General features: G+C 70.8%; 20 protein-coding genes. 8 read left to right on the forward strand and 12 right to left on the reverse strand.

From position 1 onward, the window contains the following. The 8 genes from FFK22_RS25630 to FFK22_RS25665 form a co-directional block, all read left to right on the forward strand. Positions 1-213, forward strand: a 213-nt coding sequence (locus tag FFK22_RS25630; protein ID WP_143956872.1) for an AtpZ/AtpI family protein, incomplete at its 5' end; no start/stop codon positions are given. Next, positions 210-506, forward strand: coding sequence for an ATP synthase subunit I (locus tag FFK22_RS25635; protein WP_186002641.1), 297 nt, complete (start codon positions 210-212; stop codon positions 504-506). The genes FFK22_RS25630 and FFK22_RS25635, both read left to right, overlap by 4 nt. Continuing rightward, positions 503-1,207, forward strand: a complete 705-nt coding sequence (locus FFK22_RS25640) for a F0F1 ATP synthase subunit A (protein ID WP_186002642.1) — start codon at positions 503-505, stop codon at positions 1,205-1,207. The genes FFK22_RS25635 and FFK22_RS25640 overlap by 4 nt, the downstream gene beginning before the upstream one ends. Then, positions 1,194-1,439 carry a F0F1 ATP synthase subunit C gene (locus FFK22_RS25645; protein WP_138888293.1) on the forward strand — a complete coding sequence of 82 codons (246 nt, stop codon included), beginning with the start codon at positions 1,194-1,196 and terminating at the stop codon, positions 1,437-1,439. Before FFK22_RS25640 ends, FFK22_RS25645 begins: the two co-directional genes overlap by 14 nt. A gap of 4 nt (positions 1,440-1,443) precedes the next feature. After that, on the forward strand, positions 1,444-2,202 hold the full coding sequence (locus FFK22_RS25650) for a F0F1 ATP synthase subunit delta (protein ID WP_138888292.1): 759 nt from the start codon (positions 1,444-1,446) through the stop codon (positions 2,200-2,202). Further along, positions 2,177-3,724 carry a F0F1 ATP synthase subunit alpha gene (locus FFK22_RS25655; protein ID WP_138888291.1) on the forward strand — a complete coding sequence of 516 codons (1,548 nt, stop codon included), beginning with the start codon at positions 2,177-2,179 and terminating at the stop codon, positions 3,722-3,724. Before FFK22_RS25650 ends, FFK22_RS25655 begins: the two co-directional genes overlap by 26 nt. Continuing rightward, positions 3,724-4,575: a F0F1 ATP synthase subunit gamma gene (locus FFK22_RS25660; RefSeq protein WP_138888290.1), complete on the forward strand. Its 852-nt coding sequence runs from the start codon at positions 3,724-3,726 to the stop codon at positions 4,573-4,575. Before FFK22_RS25655 ends, FFK22_RS25660 begins: the two co-directional genes overlap by 1 nt. A gap of 149 nt (positions 4,576-4,724) precedes the next feature. Beyond that, positions 4,725-5,087 (forward strand): SHOCT domain-containing protein, encoded by a 363-nt coding sequence (locus FFK22_RS25665; RefSeq protein ID WP_138888289.1) that lies wholly within the window; start codon positions 4,725-4,727, stop codon positions 5,085-5,087. 267 nt (positions 5,088-5,354) lie between these two features. Here the strand turns inward: FFK22_RS25665 and FFK22_RS25670 are convergent, their stop codons facing one another. Genes FFK22_RS25670 through FFK22_RS25725 form a run of 12 tightly spaced genes read right to left on the reverse strand, consistent with a single transcriptional unit; the run spans position 5,355 to position 14,064 of the window. Then, complete coding sequence (locus tag FFK22_RS25670; RefSeq protein WP_138888288.1) at positions 5,355-5,771, reverse strand: DOPA 4,5-dioxygenase family protein; 417 nt, start codon at positions 5,769-5,771, stop codon at positions 5,355-5,357. 58 nt (positions 5,772-5,829) lie between these two features. Next, the gene (locus tag FFK22_RS25675) at positions 5,830-6,840 is read right to left on the reverse strand and encodes an EscU/YscU/HrcU family type III secretion system export apparatus switch protein (protein ID WP_138888287.1); all 1,011 of its coding nucleotides are present in this window, start codon (positions 6,838-6,840) and stop codon (positions 5,830-5,832) included. Further along, a complete protein-coding gene (gene sctT / locus FFK22_RS25680; protein ID WP_138888286.1) occupies positions 6,837-7,640 on the reverse strand; it encodes a type III secretion system export apparatus subunit SctT in 804 nt (267 codons plus the stop codon). Before sctT ends, FFK22_RS25675 begins: the two co-directional genes overlap by 4 nt. Next, positions 7,640-7,939: a type III secretion system export apparatus subunit SctS gene (gene sctS, locus FFK22_RS25685; RefSeq protein WP_138888285.1), complete on the reverse strand. Its 300-nt coding sequence runs from the start codon at positions 7,937-7,939 to the stop codon at positions 7,640-7,642. Before sctS ends, sctT begins: the two co-directional genes overlap by 1 nt. 7 nt (positions 7,940-7,946) lie before the next feature. Further along, the gene (gene sctR, locus FFK22_RS25690) at positions 7,947-8,603 is read right to left on the reverse strand and encodes a type III secretion system export apparatus subunit SctR (RefSeq protein WP_138888284.1); all 657 of its coding nucleotides are present in this window, start codon (positions 8,601-8,603) and stop codon (positions 7,947-7,949) included. Beyond that, positions 8,596-9,666, reverse strand: a complete 1,071-nt coding sequence (gene sctQ, locus FFK22_RS25695; RefSeq protein WP_138888283.1) for a type III secretion system cytoplasmic ring protein SctQ — start codon at positions 9,664-9,666, stop codon at positions 8,596-8,598. Before sctQ ends, sctR begins: the two co-directional genes overlap by 8 nt. Next, positions 9,663-10,151 (reverse strand): YscO family type III secretion system apparatus protein, encoded by a 489-nt coding sequence (locus FFK22_RS25700; RefSeq protein ID WP_138888282.1) that lies wholly within the window; start codon positions 10,149-10,151, stop codon positions 9,663-9,665. The genes sctQ and FFK22_RS25700 overlap by 4 nt, the downstream gene beginning before the upstream one ends. Then, positions 10,148-11,509: a FliI/YscN family ATPase gene (locus FFK22_RS25705; protein WP_306770166.1), complete on the reverse strand. Its 1,362-nt coding sequence runs from the start codon at positions 11,507-11,509 to the stop codon at positions 10,148-10,150. Before FFK22_RS25705 ends, FFK22_RS25700 begins: the two co-directional genes overlap by 4 nt. Beyond that, positions 11,506-12,111, reverse strand: coding sequence for a type III secretion system stator protein SctL (gene sctL, locus FFK22_RS25710; RefSeq protein WP_138888281.1), 606 nt, complete (start codon positions 12,109-12,111; stop codon positions 11,506-11,508). Before sctL ends, FFK22_RS25705 begins: the two co-directional genes overlap by 4 nt. Beyond that, positions 12,104-12,733 carry a SctK family type III secretion system sorting platform protein gene (locus FFK22_RS25715; RefSeq protein ID WP_138888280.1) on the reverse strand — a complete coding sequence of 210 codons (630 nt, stop codon included), beginning with the start codon at positions 12,731-12,733 and terminating at the stop codon, positions 12,104-12,106. The genes sctL and FFK22_RS25715 overlap by 8 nt, the downstream gene beginning before the upstream one ends. Then, positions 12,730-13,488, reverse strand: coding sequence for a type III secretion system inner membrane ring lipoprotein SctJ (sctJ, locus tag FFK22_RS25720; protein ID WP_138888279.1), 759 nt, complete (start codon positions 13,486-13,488; stop codon positions 12,730-12,732). The genes FFK22_RS25715 and sctJ overlap by 4 nt, the downstream gene beginning before the upstream one ends. Positions 13,489-13,542: 54 nt before the next feature. Next, positions 13,543-14,064 (reverse strand): hypothetical protein, encoded by a 522-nt coding sequence (locus tag FFK22_RS25725; protein WP_138888278.1) that lies wholly within the window; start codon positions 14,062-14,064, stop codon positions 13,543-13,545. Between the last annotated feature and the right edge of the window lie 38 nt (positions 14,065-14,102).

Consider the following 14,102-nt stretch of genomic DNA (forward strand, 5'->3'; position numbering starts at 1 on the left):
TGGCGCAGGGAGGGCGAACCGTCGGTGATGCGGTTCGTCGGCCAGATCGGAGTGCTCGGCTGGATCATCGTCGCGCCGACCCTGGTCGGCCTCTTCCTTGGGCGATGGCTCGACCATCGGTTCGGGACCGGCCTCTTCTGGAGCGCGCCGCTCCTGATCGTCGGCGTGGCGGTGGGCTTCTGGTCCGGATGGCGATGGATGCACCGACAATGAACATTCCCCTGACCGCCCACGGCATGTTGGCCTTTGCCCTTCACGCTGGCCTGTGGCTTCTGGCCGGAGCCTCGCTCGGCTCGCTTTACTTCCTGTCGCTGCGCTGGACCGTCCGGATGGTGGCGGGGGGGCGGGCCCTCCCGGCGCTGGCGCTCCAAGTTCTTCGCCTCGCCCTGATGGCGGCTGCGCTGACGACCGTCGTGCGCTCGCTCGGCGCCATGGCGCTGCTGGCCGCAACCCTCGGGCTGCTCGCGGCCCGGTCGGCCGTGCTCCGCCGGGAGGCGCGGCCATGATCGACTCCCCGCTCCTCGCCAAGGTCGTCTTCACGATAGGGCCGGTCCCCATCACCGAGCCCGTCGTGGTAACCTGGGGCCTGATCGCCGTGCTTTCGCTCGTCGGCTGGCTCGCCACCCGCCGCCTGTCGCTGAAACCGACGCCACGACAGACGGTGCTCGAACTGATCGTCGGCGTCATCGAAGACCAGGTCCAGGGGACGATGCGCGTCGCGCCGGCCCCCTACGTTCCGATGATCGGCACGCTGTTCCTCTTCATCCTGGCGGCGAACTGGTCGTCGTTGGTGCCGGGGATCGAGCCTCCGACGGCCCATATCGAGACCGATGCGGCGCTCGGCCTGATCGTGCTCGTCGCGATCCTCTATTTCGGCATCCGCGCGCGGGGGCTTGGCGGCTACCTCAGAACCTTTGCCGAACCGAGCCTGATCATGATCCCGCTGAACGTCGTGGAGACGTTCACCCGCACTTTTTCGCTGATCGTGCGCCTGTTCGGCAATGTGATGAGCGGCGTCTTCGTTATCGGCATCGTCCTGTCACTGGCCGGTCTCCTTGTGCCCGTTCCGCTGATGGCGCTCGACCTGCTCACTGGCGCGGTCCAGGCCTACATCTTCACGATTCTGGCCATGGTTTTCATCGGCAACGGGCTGACCGAGGGCCGCCCGGCGGAGCCCCGAAAAGGAAAAGACCATGAACTGGACTGAGATCGTCAGCATCCTCGCCGCCGCGGTGGCCGTCTCCTTCGGCGCGGTCGGGCCGGCGCTCGGCGAAGGTCGTGCCGTCGCCGCCGCCATGGACGCCATCGCCCGCCAGCCCGAAGCTGCCGGCACCATTTCGCGCACGCTGTTCGTCGGCCTCGCGATGATCGAGACCATGGCGATCTACTGCCTGGTCATCGCGCTCCTGGTGCTGTTCGCCAATCCGTTCCTCCGCTGAGCCGATGCGCATCGACTGGTGGACGCTGGCACTCCAGACAGTCAACGTCCTGATCCTCGTCTGGATCCTGGGCCGGTTCTTCTTCCGTCCGGTGGCCGGCATCGTGGCCAGGCGGCGGGAGGAGATAGACAAGCTTCTGGCCGACGCGGCAGCCGCCCGCCAGGATGCCGCGACGCTGAAGACCGAGGCGGAGGCGGCGCGCAGCGCGATCGATGCGGAACGCGACCGGCTGATGGCCGAAGCCCGCCAGGAGGCTCAGGCTGAGAAAGCCGGCCTGCTCGCGCAATCCGCCGACGATATTGCGAGACGGCGCAGCGAAGCCCAATCGATGATCGCCCGGGATCGGGCCACCGCGGCACGTGCGATCCTCGACCACGCCAGCGACCTCTCCGTCCAGATCGCGCGCCGGCTGCTGCTTCGACTTCCCGCCGACGCTTCCTCTGCCGCCTTTCTCGAAGGGCTTTGCGGCGAGTTGCGCGCGCTGTCGCCCGATCTGCGGCAGGCTCTGGCGTCCGCGGATCCGGACCATCCCGTGACGATGGTGTCGGCCGTCCCCTTGACCGAGGATCAGGCGAATCTGGTGCGCGAGACGCTGCGCGCGGCGATCGGTGTCGAGCCGCCCCTCTCCTTTCACACCGACCAGGACCTGATCGCCGGCTTCGAGATCCATGCCCGCAACACGGTCCTGCACAACGACTGGCGTTCGGATCTCGCCAGGATCCGAGAGGAACTGGACCATGACCGACTTCTCGGCCGATCTTGACCGGTGGCTCCGCGACGCCAGGGCCCGCATCGGCGCGGCTCCTCTGGCGCCGTCCGCCGAAACAATCGGCCGCGTGGAGTCGGTCGCGGACGGCATCGCGCTGGTCTCGGGCCTGGCCGATGTCCGCCTGGACGAGCTCCTTCGCTTCGAGCGTGGCCAGGTCGGCTTCGCCGCGACGCTCGACCGGGACCTGATCGGATGCGTGCTCCTGGACGACTCGGACAAGGTTGAAGCCGGTCATCGGGTGCACGGCACGGGCGAGGTCGTGCGCGTGCCGGTGGGGTCCTCGCTGCTCGGCCGCATCGTCGATCCGCTGGGTCGTCCGCTGGATCGCGACGGCGAGATCGAAGCGGCGGACCACCAGCCCATCGAGCGGCCCGCCCCCGCGATCATCGATCGCGATTTCGTCACGGAACCTGTGCAGACGGGGCTTCTCGTCCTCGATTCGATGTTCGCGCTCGGCCGCGGCCAGCGCGAGCTGATCATCGGCGACCGCGCCATCGGCAAGACCGCGTTGGCGGTCGACTGCATCATCAATCAGAAAGCCAGCGACATCGTCTGCGTCTATGTCGCCGTCGGGCAGAAGTCGTCGACGGTCAGGCGCGTGATCGATGCGGTGCGCCGCCACGGCGCGCCCGAGCGCTGCATCTTCGTGATTGCCAGTGCATCGGCCTCGCCCGGCCTGCAATGGATCGCACCCTTCGCCGGCTTCACCATGGCCGAGTACTTTCGCGACCGCGGCCGGCACGCGCTGGTCGTGATCGACGACATGACGAAGCATGCCGCCACCCATCGGGAGATCGCGTTGCTGACACGCCAGCCGCCGGGCCGCGAGGCCTATCCCGGCGACGTGTTCTACGTTCATGCGCGGCTCCTCGAACGCGCGGCCAAGTTGTCCGAGGTGGCCGGCGGGGGATCCCTGACCGCGCTGCCGATCGCCGAACTCGATGCCGGCAACCTGAGCGCCTATATCCCTACCAACCTCATCTCCATCACCGACGGCCAGATCGTCCTCGACTCCCGGCTGTTCCATGAAGGCCACAAGCCGGCGGTCGATGTCGGCACCAGCGTCAGCCGCGTCGGAGGCAAGACGCAGGCGCCGGCCCTGCGCGAGGCCGCGCACTCGCTGCGTCTCGATTACGCGCAGTTCCTGGAGCTCGAGATGTTCACGCGTTTCGGCGGCGTGACCGACGCCCAGGTCAAGGACAGGATCGCGCGCGGCAGGCGCATGCGCACCGTGCTGGCGCAGCCGCAATATGCGCCCATGCGGCTCGCGGACGAGGTGGCGCTGGTGACGGCGCTGCAGGACGGAACACTCGACCGCATCCCGCCCGACTGCATCGGCGGGTTCCGGACGGAGCTGCCGGCCTGGCTCGACCGCACGGCAAAGGACGTGGTCGACGCCATCGAGCGGACCGGGCGGCTCGACGACACGCAGCACGCAAGCCTGAAGGCCGCGCTCGCGGCGCTCGCGTCCCGGATCGCCCCGCCCGAGGTCGGACCTGGACCGGAGGCGGGCTGATGGCCGAGCGGCTCGCCGATATCGTCGCCCAGATCCAGAACGTCCGGCAGCTCGGCGCGGTGGTCACCGCCATGCGCGGGATAGCGGCGTCCCGAGCCCAGCGCGGGCGGTCGCAGCTTGCCGGCATCGACGCCTATACCGAGGTGGTGTCCCGCGCCATCGGCCATGCGCTCGGCCTACTGCCGGCTGACGGGGTGTCGGTGCCATCGATCCGGGCCGGGAAAGCCGGCTTCGTGCTGTTCTGCGCCGAACAGGGTTTCGCGGGAGCCTTCAGCGAGCGCGTCCTCGACACGGCAATGGCCAACCGCGCGGGCGGCGCGGTCCTGATCGTCGGGACCCATGGCCTGACAGTGGCCGAAGAACGGGGCCTGACGCCGATCTGGTCGGCATCGATGGCCACTCACGTCGACGCCATTTCTTCGCTCGCGAACCGGCTGGCCGACGAACTTTACGAGATGATCGCGGCAGGGGCCGTGTCGACGGTCGATATCGTGTTCTCGCGCTCGGTCTCTGGGTCAGGCATCCGCATCGATCGACACTCGCTGCTGCCGCTGGATTTCGGGCGCTTCGCCATGCCCGGCGGGACCCGAGAGCCTCTTACCACCCTGCGCCCTCGAGTCCTGCTCGAGCGACTGGCCGTGGAATACGTCTACGCGCAGCTCTGCGAAGCGGCGATGCACGCCTTCGTGGCCGAGAACGATGCACGCACGATCGCCATGACCTCGGCCAAGACCAACATCGACGCCAAGCTCTCGTCGCTCTCTCAACGGGAGCGCCAGCTCCGGCAGGAGGAGATCACCTCCGAAATCATCGAGCTGGCGGCCGGGGCGGCGGCGTTGCGCTCTGCCTGAGCGAGATTTTTGGTCCCACGTCATCGACCAAGCCGAGGGCATTTGATCGAGATCAACGTGCCCGGCGGCGACGGGCGCATTCTTGCCTGCGGAACGCCGGTGCCGATGCAAGGCACGGTACCGGGAGACGGCTCTCGGGGAGCAACGACATGGTCAGGCTCTCGATCCCGACCATCACCGCCGGAGCGGCCGCTACCGCGCTCGGGCTGCCGATGGCATGGGCGCAGACGTCATCCGACGCCGACAGATACGCCTACGGCCCGCACATGATGTGGTGGGGCGGAGGTTGGGGTGGCATGATCTTCGGCCCGCTGATCATGATCCTCGTGCTCGCGTTGGCGATCGCTGTCGCGGTTCTCCTGCTCCGCTGGGTTGCAGGCCTGTGGCGAGAAGAGGCACCGACCGCCCGCACGCCGGGCTGCACGCCGATCGATATCCTCAAAGAGCGGTTCGCTCGGGGCGAGATTGACAAGGCCGAATTCGAGGAGCGACGACGCGTCCTCGGCGATTGAGCCCTAGCTAGCCCGGATATCTCACCCCCCCTGCGTCCTGCGCCGGTTCAAAATGCCGACGGGGCAGGAGAGCGGCGCAGCGCGATGCTCATGCATCGGGCAAGCCGTTCGACGCACCCTGTCGGCATTTTCAACCGGCCCGAAGGGTCGTCTTGCGACGGCCGCCTGCGGGGGCGGGCCGCTCAACCGTATGTCCCTATACGCTTTTTCGCGTCCCACCCCCGCATCCGACTCGCCGCAAGACGTAGGGGGTGTGAGATATCCGGGCTAGGCCGGCCGGTCCGGGTCGGTGTTCGGCTCCAGCGGGCCTTCGGCCTCCTCCTCCTCGGGCAGCATGTCGCCATGCACCGGCAGTGGCGCCCCGATCCAGACCGGGTCGACCAGATGGTCCCGGCGCGGATTGCTGGTGTTGGGATGGACCAGGATGCTCAAGCCCCCATGGTTCAGCATCAGCCAGGGCACCAGCGTCGCGAACAGCTCCGCGGCGAAGGAGACCTGGAACATCGCCTGGTCGTGCGGCCCGACCCTGACCTCGTGCCAGCGGCCGAGGCGGACGCGGAAGCGCTCGCCGATCCAGCCGCGCAACCGCTCCGCCCGGTCGCGGGTCGCCGCCGGGTCGAAATAGACATGGGCGTGGTAGCTGGCGATCTCCGCCACCGGCCGCGGTGCTTCCTTCGAGTCCATGGTGCGTCTCCCGCTCTCGTCGCCCGACTGTAGCGCAGGACGGGCGAAAGCGGGGGCGTCACACCGCGCCGATCCGCAGCAGGATCCGGGCCAGGGCGTCGAAATGCTCGGCCGGGATGGCCTCGCCGATCTTGCCGTCGGCCTGCAACTGCCGCGCCAGCAGGGGCGCCGTCTCCATCGGCACGCTGGCCATGCCGCCCTTGAACGACTTGCTGACCAGGATCGGCACCGAGGTCTCGCCGGCGACGAAGCGGATGCCGACGGTGGTCTCGCCGTCGGTGACGAACAGCGTCGGTGCGGAGGACTGGCCTTCGCCGCGGGCCAGGCCGCGATGCAGCTGCCGCCGGGTGCTGCGGATGAACGGATCGCCGTCCTGCTCCTTGCGCTCACGCTTCATCTCGCTGCGGGTCATCCGCTGGTCGCGCTGGAACAGCCAGCGCTGCAGCATCATGTCGATCAGGGCGAAGACCAGCAGCACCGCGATGATGCCGATCAGCACCGGCTTCAGCGTCGCCACCAGCACCAGGCCGATGCAGTCGCGGCCGCATTGCGGCGTCACCAGCACCGCCCGCAGCGCCGCGAGGGCCAGCAGCCCGATCACCCCGATCAGGGTGCAGGCCTTCACCACCGCCTTGATGAATTCCAGCAGGTTGCGCAGGCTGAACAGGCGCTGGAAGCCGGCCACCGGGTTGATCTTGTCGCCGCGCGGCACCAGCGGGTCGATCGAGAACGGGATGCCGCGCAGGAAGCCGACATTGGCGAGGACGCTGGCGACGACGATCACCAGCACCAGCGGCGCGACGATCCTGGCCGCCAGCGCCAGCAGCGTCGGCATGATGGTGTAGCTCTGGTCGAACGGCTTGGCCGTCAGGGCGATCGGCTCGGTCAGGATGGCGCGGAACGCCTCCATGATCGCCGGCCCCTCGACCCCGAGATAGAGGAAGCCGGCGACCAGGGCGACCACCGTGACCAGGTCGCGGCTGTGCGCCACCTGGCCCTTGCGCCGGGCATCCGCCAGCTTTTTGGTGCTGGCGGGAAGGCTCTTGTCTTCGCTGGTCTGCTGGCTCACGGCAGCACCGTGCGGGCGAGGTCGAGCACGCCGCGGAGCGAGCCCAGGCTGTCGTTGAAATAGGGCACCAGGAAGATGGCGTAGATCGGCAGCACCAGCACCAGCGCCGCCGACTTCACCGACAGCGACAGGTCGAAGACGTTGAGCTGCGGCGCCATCCGGCCGATCACCGCCAGCGCGATGTCGGCCAGCAGCATCACGATCACCAGCGGCACGGCGAGCAGCAGGCCGAGCCGGACCACGTGGTCGAGCAGGCCGAGCAGCAGCGTCGGCGTCTCGCCGGTGAAGGGCGGCAGCAGCTCGGTGACCGGCCACAGGGCATAGCTGCTGTAGAGAGCCTCGGCCAGCACGCCGAGGCCGTTGCCGGCGAAGAACAGGGCCAGCAGCACCAGCACGAACAGCGTGCCCACAGGCGAGGCCTGGCCCGAGGCGTTGGGGTCGAGCAGATAGGCGCCGTTGACGCCGCGCTGCATGTCGATCAGCTCGCCCGCCGCCTCCACCGCCCAGAAGGGCAGGCCGAACAGCAGGCCGAGCAGGATGCCGATCACCGCCTCCTTGGCCACCAGCATCAGCACCTGCGCGGGCTGCAGTGGTGTCAGCACCGCCAGCTCCGACGTCACCTGCGACACCACCGGCAGCGCGATCGCGATCATCACCGCGTTGCGCAGGATGCCGGTGAGGCCGAGCCAGGAGAACATCGGCAGCACCGCGGCCAGGGCGATGGCGCGGGCGATGGCGATCGAGATCGCGGTGACATAGGGGCCGACCAGCTCGGCCAGGAGCCGGAAGGATTCGATCATCAGGGCGGCCCGGCATCGGCCGGGATGGCGCCGCGCGTGATCGCCGGGAAGTCGGTGAAGATCCGGTCGGTGAAGCGGACCAGAGGGCTGGCCAGCATCGGGCCCAGCAGCACCAGGGCCAGCACCACGGCGATCACCTTGACCGCCATCGGCAGGGTCTGGTCCTGGATCTGCGTCACGGCCTGGAACAGGCCGACCAGCAGGCCGACCGCGGCGGCGATGGCGAGCGCCGGCAGCGACAGCAGCAGCGTCAGGGTCAGCGCCTCCTGCAGCAGATGCGAGATCGTCGCCTGGTTCATCGCCGCCTCAGCTGCTGTAGCTCAGGATCAGGCCGTGCAGCAGGCGCGACCAGCCGTCGACCATGACGAACAGGAACAGCTTGAACGGCACCGAGATGGCCAGCGGCGAGACCATCATCATGCCCATCGCCATCAGGATCGCCGAGACGATCAGGTCGATGACGATGAAGGGCAGGTACAAGAGGAAGCCGATCTCGAAGGCCCGGGTCAGCTCGGAGATGACGAAGGACGGGATCAAGATGACCATGTCGTTCGGCGTCGCTGCGGCGCTGGCCTCCGGCGGCCACACCCGGGCGGTGGCGGAGAGCAGGAAGTCGCGCTCCGCCGGGTCGGTGAAGCGCATCAGATAGGCGCGCACCGGCTCGATCGCCGACTGGATCACCGCCTGCCAGTCCTGGATGCTGCGCAGCCGCAGCGCCGGGTCGCTGACCCGGGCGTAGACCTCGGCGATCACCGGCCCGGTGATGTAGACCGTCAGCATCAGGGCGATGCCGTACAGCACCATGTTCGGCGGCGTCTGCTGGATGCCGAGCGCGTTGCGCAGCAGCAGCATCACCACCGAGATCTTCAGGAAGGCCGTCAGGGTAACGATCAGGAACGGTACCAGCCCGACCAGCGTGACGACGCCGAGAAGCGGCAGGACATCCGGCGGCGCCTCATTCATCGCCGAACAGCCGCACCACGCGCACGCCCAGCTCGCCCTCGATCCGCACGATCTCGCCGCGGCCGACGCGCCGCCCATTGGCGACGATGTCGACCGCCTCGCCCGGGTCGCGGCCGAGCGGGATGACCGCGCCGGGCGCCAGGCCCTGCACCGCGGCCAGCGGCAGCTCGCTGCGCCCCAGCTCGAACACCAGCGTCACCGGAAGCTCGTCCAGCCGCTCCGCCGGCGGCACCGCGGCGCCGCTGTCGGGATCCGCCATCCATCCTCCTCCATCCTGCAGGGCCAGGGGCCGCCGCGGCCCCGCGACCGTGACCGTCGCGCGGTCGTGCTTCGCCGCATGCGACCAGCCCTCGCCATAGACCACCAGCGCTTCGCCGCGCGGGCAGGCGACATCGGCAAAGACGACGTCGCCGGGCTCGATCCCCTTGAGCTCGGCCAGGCTCAGCCGCACCGCGCCGACACGGATGGCCAGCGGCACCGGCAGGCCGGCGCAGGGCGCGGGCAGCGCCGGCGCGGCGTCGATCAGGCGGCGCAGGGCCGGCCGGGCGGCGGCATCGGCGGCGAGATGCAGCGCCGTCTCGGCGAACGCGTGGCGGATGGCGACGGCACAGCGGAAGGCGGGCGCAATGGCCGGTGCTGCCGGGCCGACGCTCTCGATCGCGATCGCCACCCCGGCTGCCGCTTCCAGCGCCGGCAGCAAGTCCGACGCCACGGCCTCGATCAGCAGCGCCGCCAGCTCCGGCTCCAGCTCGGCGGCCGGCAGCCCGGCGGTGTCCGCCAGCGCCTGCTCGACCAGCAGCGCCGGCACCAGCAGCACCAGGCGTCCCGGGCCGAGACGGAGGGTGATGGCGACGCCGTCGGCGTCGGGCGGGGCCAGGGTCGGGGTGATGGCGAGCGGCGCCTCGATCTCCAGCCCGCCGATCCGGACCGTCACGGGCGCGCAGCGCCGGGCGATGGCATTGGCGTCGCCGGCCTGCTCGAAGGTCATTCGTGGCGGATCGTAGGGGCGGGCGGCGGGATCGGAGGGATCCGCCGCGCGGATCCACGGCGCGGCGGCGGTCATGATCGGCCTCCCGGCGGGGTCAGGCTGGCCTCGTCCTCGGCGGCGACGTCGTCGCGGATCTCGGCGGCCTTGCGCCGGGCGGTGCCGCGGCGCTCGGCCAGCCGGTCCAGCCGGTCGGCATCCCGCCGCCGCTGCCGCCAGGCCTCGCGTGCCGTGGCGGTGTCGGCCTCGGCCCGGCTGGTCTCGGCCTGCCGCTCCCGCACCACGGCGGCCTGGTGCCGGGATCCGGCGGCGAGCTCCGACACCCGGTCGCCCAGCCGCTCCAGCGAATCGACCAGGACCGGCTTCTCCAGCGCCGCGGCGTAGAGCCGGGCCTCTTGAACGGTGCGCTGCTCCTCATAGGCGGCGCGGTCGGCCTCGGCCTGACGCTCCCGCGTCTCGGCGGCGGTCAGGGCGGTGCGCTCGCGGCCCAGGCTCTCGGCCGCCAACTTTTCCCGGTCATGTCGCAGCTTGCGCAGCTTGTCGAGGGCGTCCGGCTTCTTCATCGGCTCAGCCGCTCCAGCTGCTCGCGGGTCTGGGCGAAGGGCGTCGCCTCCTCGAAATCCTGCTGCAGGAAGCGGCGGATGTCGCCGATCTTGGCCACCGCCTCGTCGGCCAGCGTGTCGGCGCCGGCCCGGTATTCGCCGACCTGCAGCAGCAGCTCGATATCGGCATGCTTGGCCATCAGCCGGCGCATCTGCACCGCGGCGCGGCGATGCCCGGTGTCGATCACCGCCTCCATCACCCGGCTGCGGCTGGCCAGCACGTCGATCGCCGGGAAATGCCCGGCGCTGGCCAGGGCCTGCGACAGCACGACGTGCCCGTCCAGCAGGCCGCGGGTCTCGTCGGCGATCGGGTCGGTCTCGGCGTCGCCCTCAACCAGCACGGTATAGAAGCCGGTGATCGACCCCGTCGCCGCCGGCCCGGCCCGCTCCAAGAGGCGCGGCAGCATGGCGAAGAAGGAGGGCGGGAAGCCGCGCCGGGTCGGCGGCTCGCCGGCGGCCAGGCCGATCTCGCGCACGGCGCGAGCGAATCGGGTGATGCTGTCCATCAGCAGGGCGACGCGCTTCCCCTGGTCGCGGAAATACTCGGCGATGGCGGTGGCGACGAAGGCGGCTTTCACGCGCTCGATCGCCGGCCGGTCGGAGGTGGCGGTGACGATCACCGCCCGGCGCAGCGCCTGCGGGCCGAGATGGCGGTCGATGAACTCGCGCACCTCGCGGCCGCGCTCGCCGATCAGGCCGATGACGATGGCGTCGGCGTCGGCGCCTTTGACGATCTGCGCCAGCAGCGAGGATTTGCCAGTGCCGGGCGACCCGTAGATGCCGATGCGCTGGCCCTCGCCGCAGGTCAGCAGCCCGTCGATCGCCCGGATGCCGAGCGGCATCGGCCGGCTGATCAGGGGGCGCAGCAGCGCCGGCGGCGCCTCGGCATGCAGCGGATAGGTGGTGGTGGTGTCGAGCGGCCCGCGCTCGGCGGTGTCGAGCGGCCGGCCCAGGCTGTCCAGCACCCGGCCCAGCAGGGCAGGGCCGACGCCGAGCCGCAGGGCGCGGCCGGTCGGGATCGCCTCGGTCCGGGTCGACAGGCCCTGCAGGCTGCCGATCGGCGTCAGCACCGCGGCGCCGTCGACCAGCCCGACCACCTCGGCCAGGATGCTGTGGCCGGTCTGCGGGTCGCGCAGCTCGCAGATCTCGCCGAGCCGGGCGTCGTTGATCTCGGCATGGACGGTGACGCCGATCGCCTTCACCACCCGGCCTTTGACCGGACGCGGATCGGCCTCCTCCAGCCGCCGGCGCAGCGCCTGCAGCGGGTCGGCCCGCAGCTGCAGGCCGGGCACGGGCCGGGGCAGGGCGTCCGGGCTCACGGCGCCGTCTCGCCCGGGCGGGTGCGGCGCAGCGCGTCGCGCAGGGCGCGCAGCTGGGCGTCGATGCCAAGCTCGACATGGCCGTATTTGGTCACCATCACGCAGGTGTCGGCGGCCAGGCCGGGGTCGGATTCGACCGTCACCCGGCGGCCGATATCGGCCAGCGCCGGGTCCGCCAGCCGGCCGCGCAGCGCCTCGACCATGTCCGGCGCCACCCGCAGCGTCGCCGCATGGTCCAGCCGGGACTGGCGCAGCGCGTGGTCGACCGCCTGCAGCAGCAGCTCGCGCCGGTCGAAGCGGCCGAGGATGCGCTCGATCGTCTCCTGCACCAGGTCGGCCAGGGTCTGGTCCAGCCCGGCGAGGTATCGGTCGATCTGCAGCCCGGTCGCGGCCACCAGCGCCGCGGCCTCCTCGCGGGCGGCGGCCAGCCCCTCGGCGTGGCCGCGCTCGCGCCCGGCGGTGAAGGCGGCGTCGGCCTCGGCCCGCAGGTGGTCGGCATGGGCCTCGGCCTCGGCCAAATAGCGCCGCGCATCCCGCCACTGGCCGAGCGCCTCGGCCTTCAAGACCGGGCCGCCGCGGCGGAAGGCCGGGGCCTCAGCCATGGGGCGCCACCGCCCGGGACGCGGCCGCAAACAGGGCGGCGGCGCGGGGCCGCTCGGCCGGCGGCAGTCCGCCCTCGGGCCAGCGCTCCGGCGCCAGCCGCAGGCGCAGCCTTTCGCCGACCGCCGGACCCGCCTCGCCGCACCAGGCCGCGAGGCACAGCAGGCCGGCGCGGTCGATCGCGTCCTCGACCGGCACCGCGTCCAGCCTGGCCAGCACCGGGGCCGGGCCCTTATGGCCGAGGCCGAAGGCGTAGGCGTCGGCCCCGATCAGGCCGGTGACGCGGCGGATCTCGGCGCCGAGCACGATGGTGCGCAGCCGCGCCGCCAGCGCCGCAGCGCCGGCATGGCAGACGGCGCGGTCGAGATCGGCCGCCGCCAGGCCGGCCGCGCGGGCGACATCGCCCTGCCAGGCTGCCGCGTCGCAGGGCGCGAGGTCGAGGCGCCGGCGCAGCAGCTCCGACAGGCGGGGCCGGAGCCGCGGCGTGTCGAGCAATAGCCCTGCCGCCGCCTCGGCCAGGCCCGGGAAGGCCCGGCCGAGCTGCGCCGGATGGGGGCGCAGCGCCACCGCCCGGTCGAAGCGCCGGAGGGCCAGCCGGTCCGCGATCTCCGGAGGCATGGTCATTCAGCCGCTTGCGGGGCGGCGCCGCGGCGCCAGATCCTCCAACCGACGGTGCCGCCGACGGCCACCACCGCGATGGCGACCAGGGCCAGCAGCCCCTGCAGCCAGGGCGCGCTGGAGCGGTGCACCCAGAAGCCGGCGACATTGGTCAGGGGGTCGGTGATCGGCGGCATCGCCGCCTCCGGATCGGTCGGCAGGAACACCACCGAGACGTTCTCGTACAGCAGGCCCTTGATGCCGTTCGCCACCAGCATCTTGATCTCGGGCGTCAGCTTCGACAGGTCGACATCGGCGCGGTGGCGGATGACCACCGAGGCGGAGGAGGGGCTGGACGCCGTCTTCAGCCCCTCGTTGTCCGGCAGCACGACATGGACGCGGGCGGAATAGACCCCGTCGATCTCCGAGATCGTGCTCGACAGCTCCTGGCTCAGCGCATAGATCAGCCGCGCCTGCTCCTCCACCGGCGACGAGACCAGGCCCTCGCCCTTGAACAGGTCGGGGATCTTGGCATAGCGCTCGCGCGGGTAGCCATTGCGGCGCAACACGTCGACGGCGTCGGCGAAGCGATCCTCCTCGACCGAGACGACCAGGCCGCGGTCCTTGATCACCTCGCGCTCGGCCGGGATGCCCTGGTGCAGCAGGATCGCGACCATCTCGTTGGCCTCGCGCTCCTCGAGGCCGCTGTAGAGTTCGACCTTGCAGGCGGCGAGCAGCAGCAGCGCGGCCAAAGCGAGGGGCTTGACCCAGGGGTTGAGCAATTCCGGTCGACCTTTCTGAGATCCTGTCGAAACCCGCTGGGGCGGCCGGCGCGGCTATCCGCGCAGCAGGGTTTCCGGAACGTTGCCGAGCTGCTTGGAGGCGGTGGTGACCAGCGTGGTCCGCAGCACGCCGTTGTTGAACTCCCGCGTCGCCTGCCGCATCTCGCGCATCTCCGCCCGGAAGTCGGTCTCCGCGCCCTGCTGCGCCGGCCGTGCCGAGGCGGGCCCCGGCTGCACGCCCGGCTTGGCCGTCCCCGGAATCGTCGCCGATGCCGATGCCTGCATCGTCGTGGCGGGCCGCGGCTCGGTGAGCCTGGTGCCTAGGGACGTCGTGTCCTTGTGGAACTGCTGCAGCGAGTTGAGCAGCTGGTCGCCCATCGCCGCCGGATTCGCCAGCAGCCGGGCCTTCAGGCTCGGCGCGTAGTCGGCGACCGATTTGTGCGCCTGCTGCAGCGGCAGGGCGTAGTCGAAGACATTGGCCGCCTTCTGATCCAGCGGCAGGGCGACGGGCGTGAGCGCGGCCTTGGGTTCGATCAGCGCCGGCGCCTGCAGAACGGAGGGCGAGATGACAACCATGGGATCAGCCTCGGCTCATGGAACGGGTCTGGGCTAGG

The sequence above is a fragment of the Mycobacterium sp. KBS0706 genome (assembly GCF_005938675.2).
Taxonomy (GTDB): domain Bacteria; phylum Pseudomonadota; class Alphaproteobacteria; order DSM-16000; family Inquilinaceae; genus Inquilinus.

What these genes read in the sequence shown, in the direction of transcription:
- FFK22_RS25635 (WP_186002641.1), top strand. Translation starts at nt 210, where the DNA reads ATGAACATTCCCCTGACCGCCCACGGCATGTTGGCCTTTGCCCTTCAC.
- FFK22_RS25640 (WP_186002642.1), top strand. Translation starts at nt 503, where the DNA reads ATGATCGACTCCCCGCTCCTCGCCAAGGTCGTCTTCACGATAGGGCCG.
- FFK22_RS25645 (WP_138888293.1), top strand. Translation starts at nt 1,194, where the DNA reads ATGAACTGGACTGAGATCGTCAGCATCCTCGCCGCCGCGGTGGCCGTC.
- FFK22_RS25650 (WP_138888292.1), top strand. Translation starts at nt 1,444, where the DNA reads ATGCGCATCGACTGGTGGACGCTGGCACTCCAGACAGTCAACGTCCTG.
- FFK22_RS25655 (WP_138888291.1), top strand. Translation starts at nt 2,177, where the DNA reads ATGACCGACTTCTCGGCCGATCTTGACCGGTGGCTCCGCGACGCCAGG.
- FFK22_RS25660 (WP_138888290.1), top strand. Translation starts at nt 3,724, where the DNA reads ATGGCCGAGCGGCTCGCCGATATCGTCGCCCAGATCCAGAACGTCCGG.
- FFK22_RS25665 (WP_138888289.1), top strand. Translation starts at nt 4,725, where the DNA reads ATGGTCAGGCTCTCGATCCCGACCATCACCGCCGGAGCGGCCGCTACC.
- FFK22_RS25670 (WP_138888288.1), bottom strand. Translation starts at nt 5,771, where the DNA reads ATGGACTCGAAGGAAGCACCGCGGCCGGTGGCGGAGATCGCCAGCTAC.
- sctT (WP_138888286.1), bottom strand. Translation starts at nt 7,640, where the DNA reads ATGATCGAATCCTTCCGGCTCCTGGCCGAGCTGGTCGGCCCCTATGTC.
- sctS (WP_138888285.1), bottom strand. Translation starts at nt 7,939, where the DNA reads ATGAACCAGGCGACGATCTCGCATCTGCTGCAGGAGGCGCTGACCCTG.
- sctR (WP_138888284.1), bottom strand. Translation starts at nt 8,603, where the DNA reads ATGAATGAGGCGCCGCCGGATGTCCTGCCGCTTCTCGGCGTCGTCACG.
- sctQ (WP_138888283.1), bottom strand. Translation starts at nt 9,666, where the DNA reads ATGACCGCCGCCGCGCCGTGGATCCGCGCGGCGGATCCCTCCGATCCC.
- FFK22_RS25700 (WP_138888282.1), bottom strand. Translation starts at nt 10,151, where the DNA reads ATGAAGAAGCCGGACGCCCTCGACAAGCTGCGCAAGCTGCGACATGAC.
- sctL (WP_138888281.1), bottom strand. Translation starts at nt 12,111, where the DNA reads ATGGCTGAGGCCCCGGCCTTCCGCCGCGGCGGCCCGGTCTTGAAGGCC.
- FFK22_RS25715 (WP_138888280.1), bottom strand. Translation starts at nt 12,733, where the DNA reads ATGACCATGCCTCCGGAGATCGCGGACCGGCTGGCCCTCCGGCGCTTC.
- FFK22_RS25725 (WP_138888278.1), bottom strand. Translation starts at nt 14,064, where the DNA reads ATGGTTGTCATCTCGCCCTCCGTTCTGCAGGCGCCGGCGCTGATCGAA.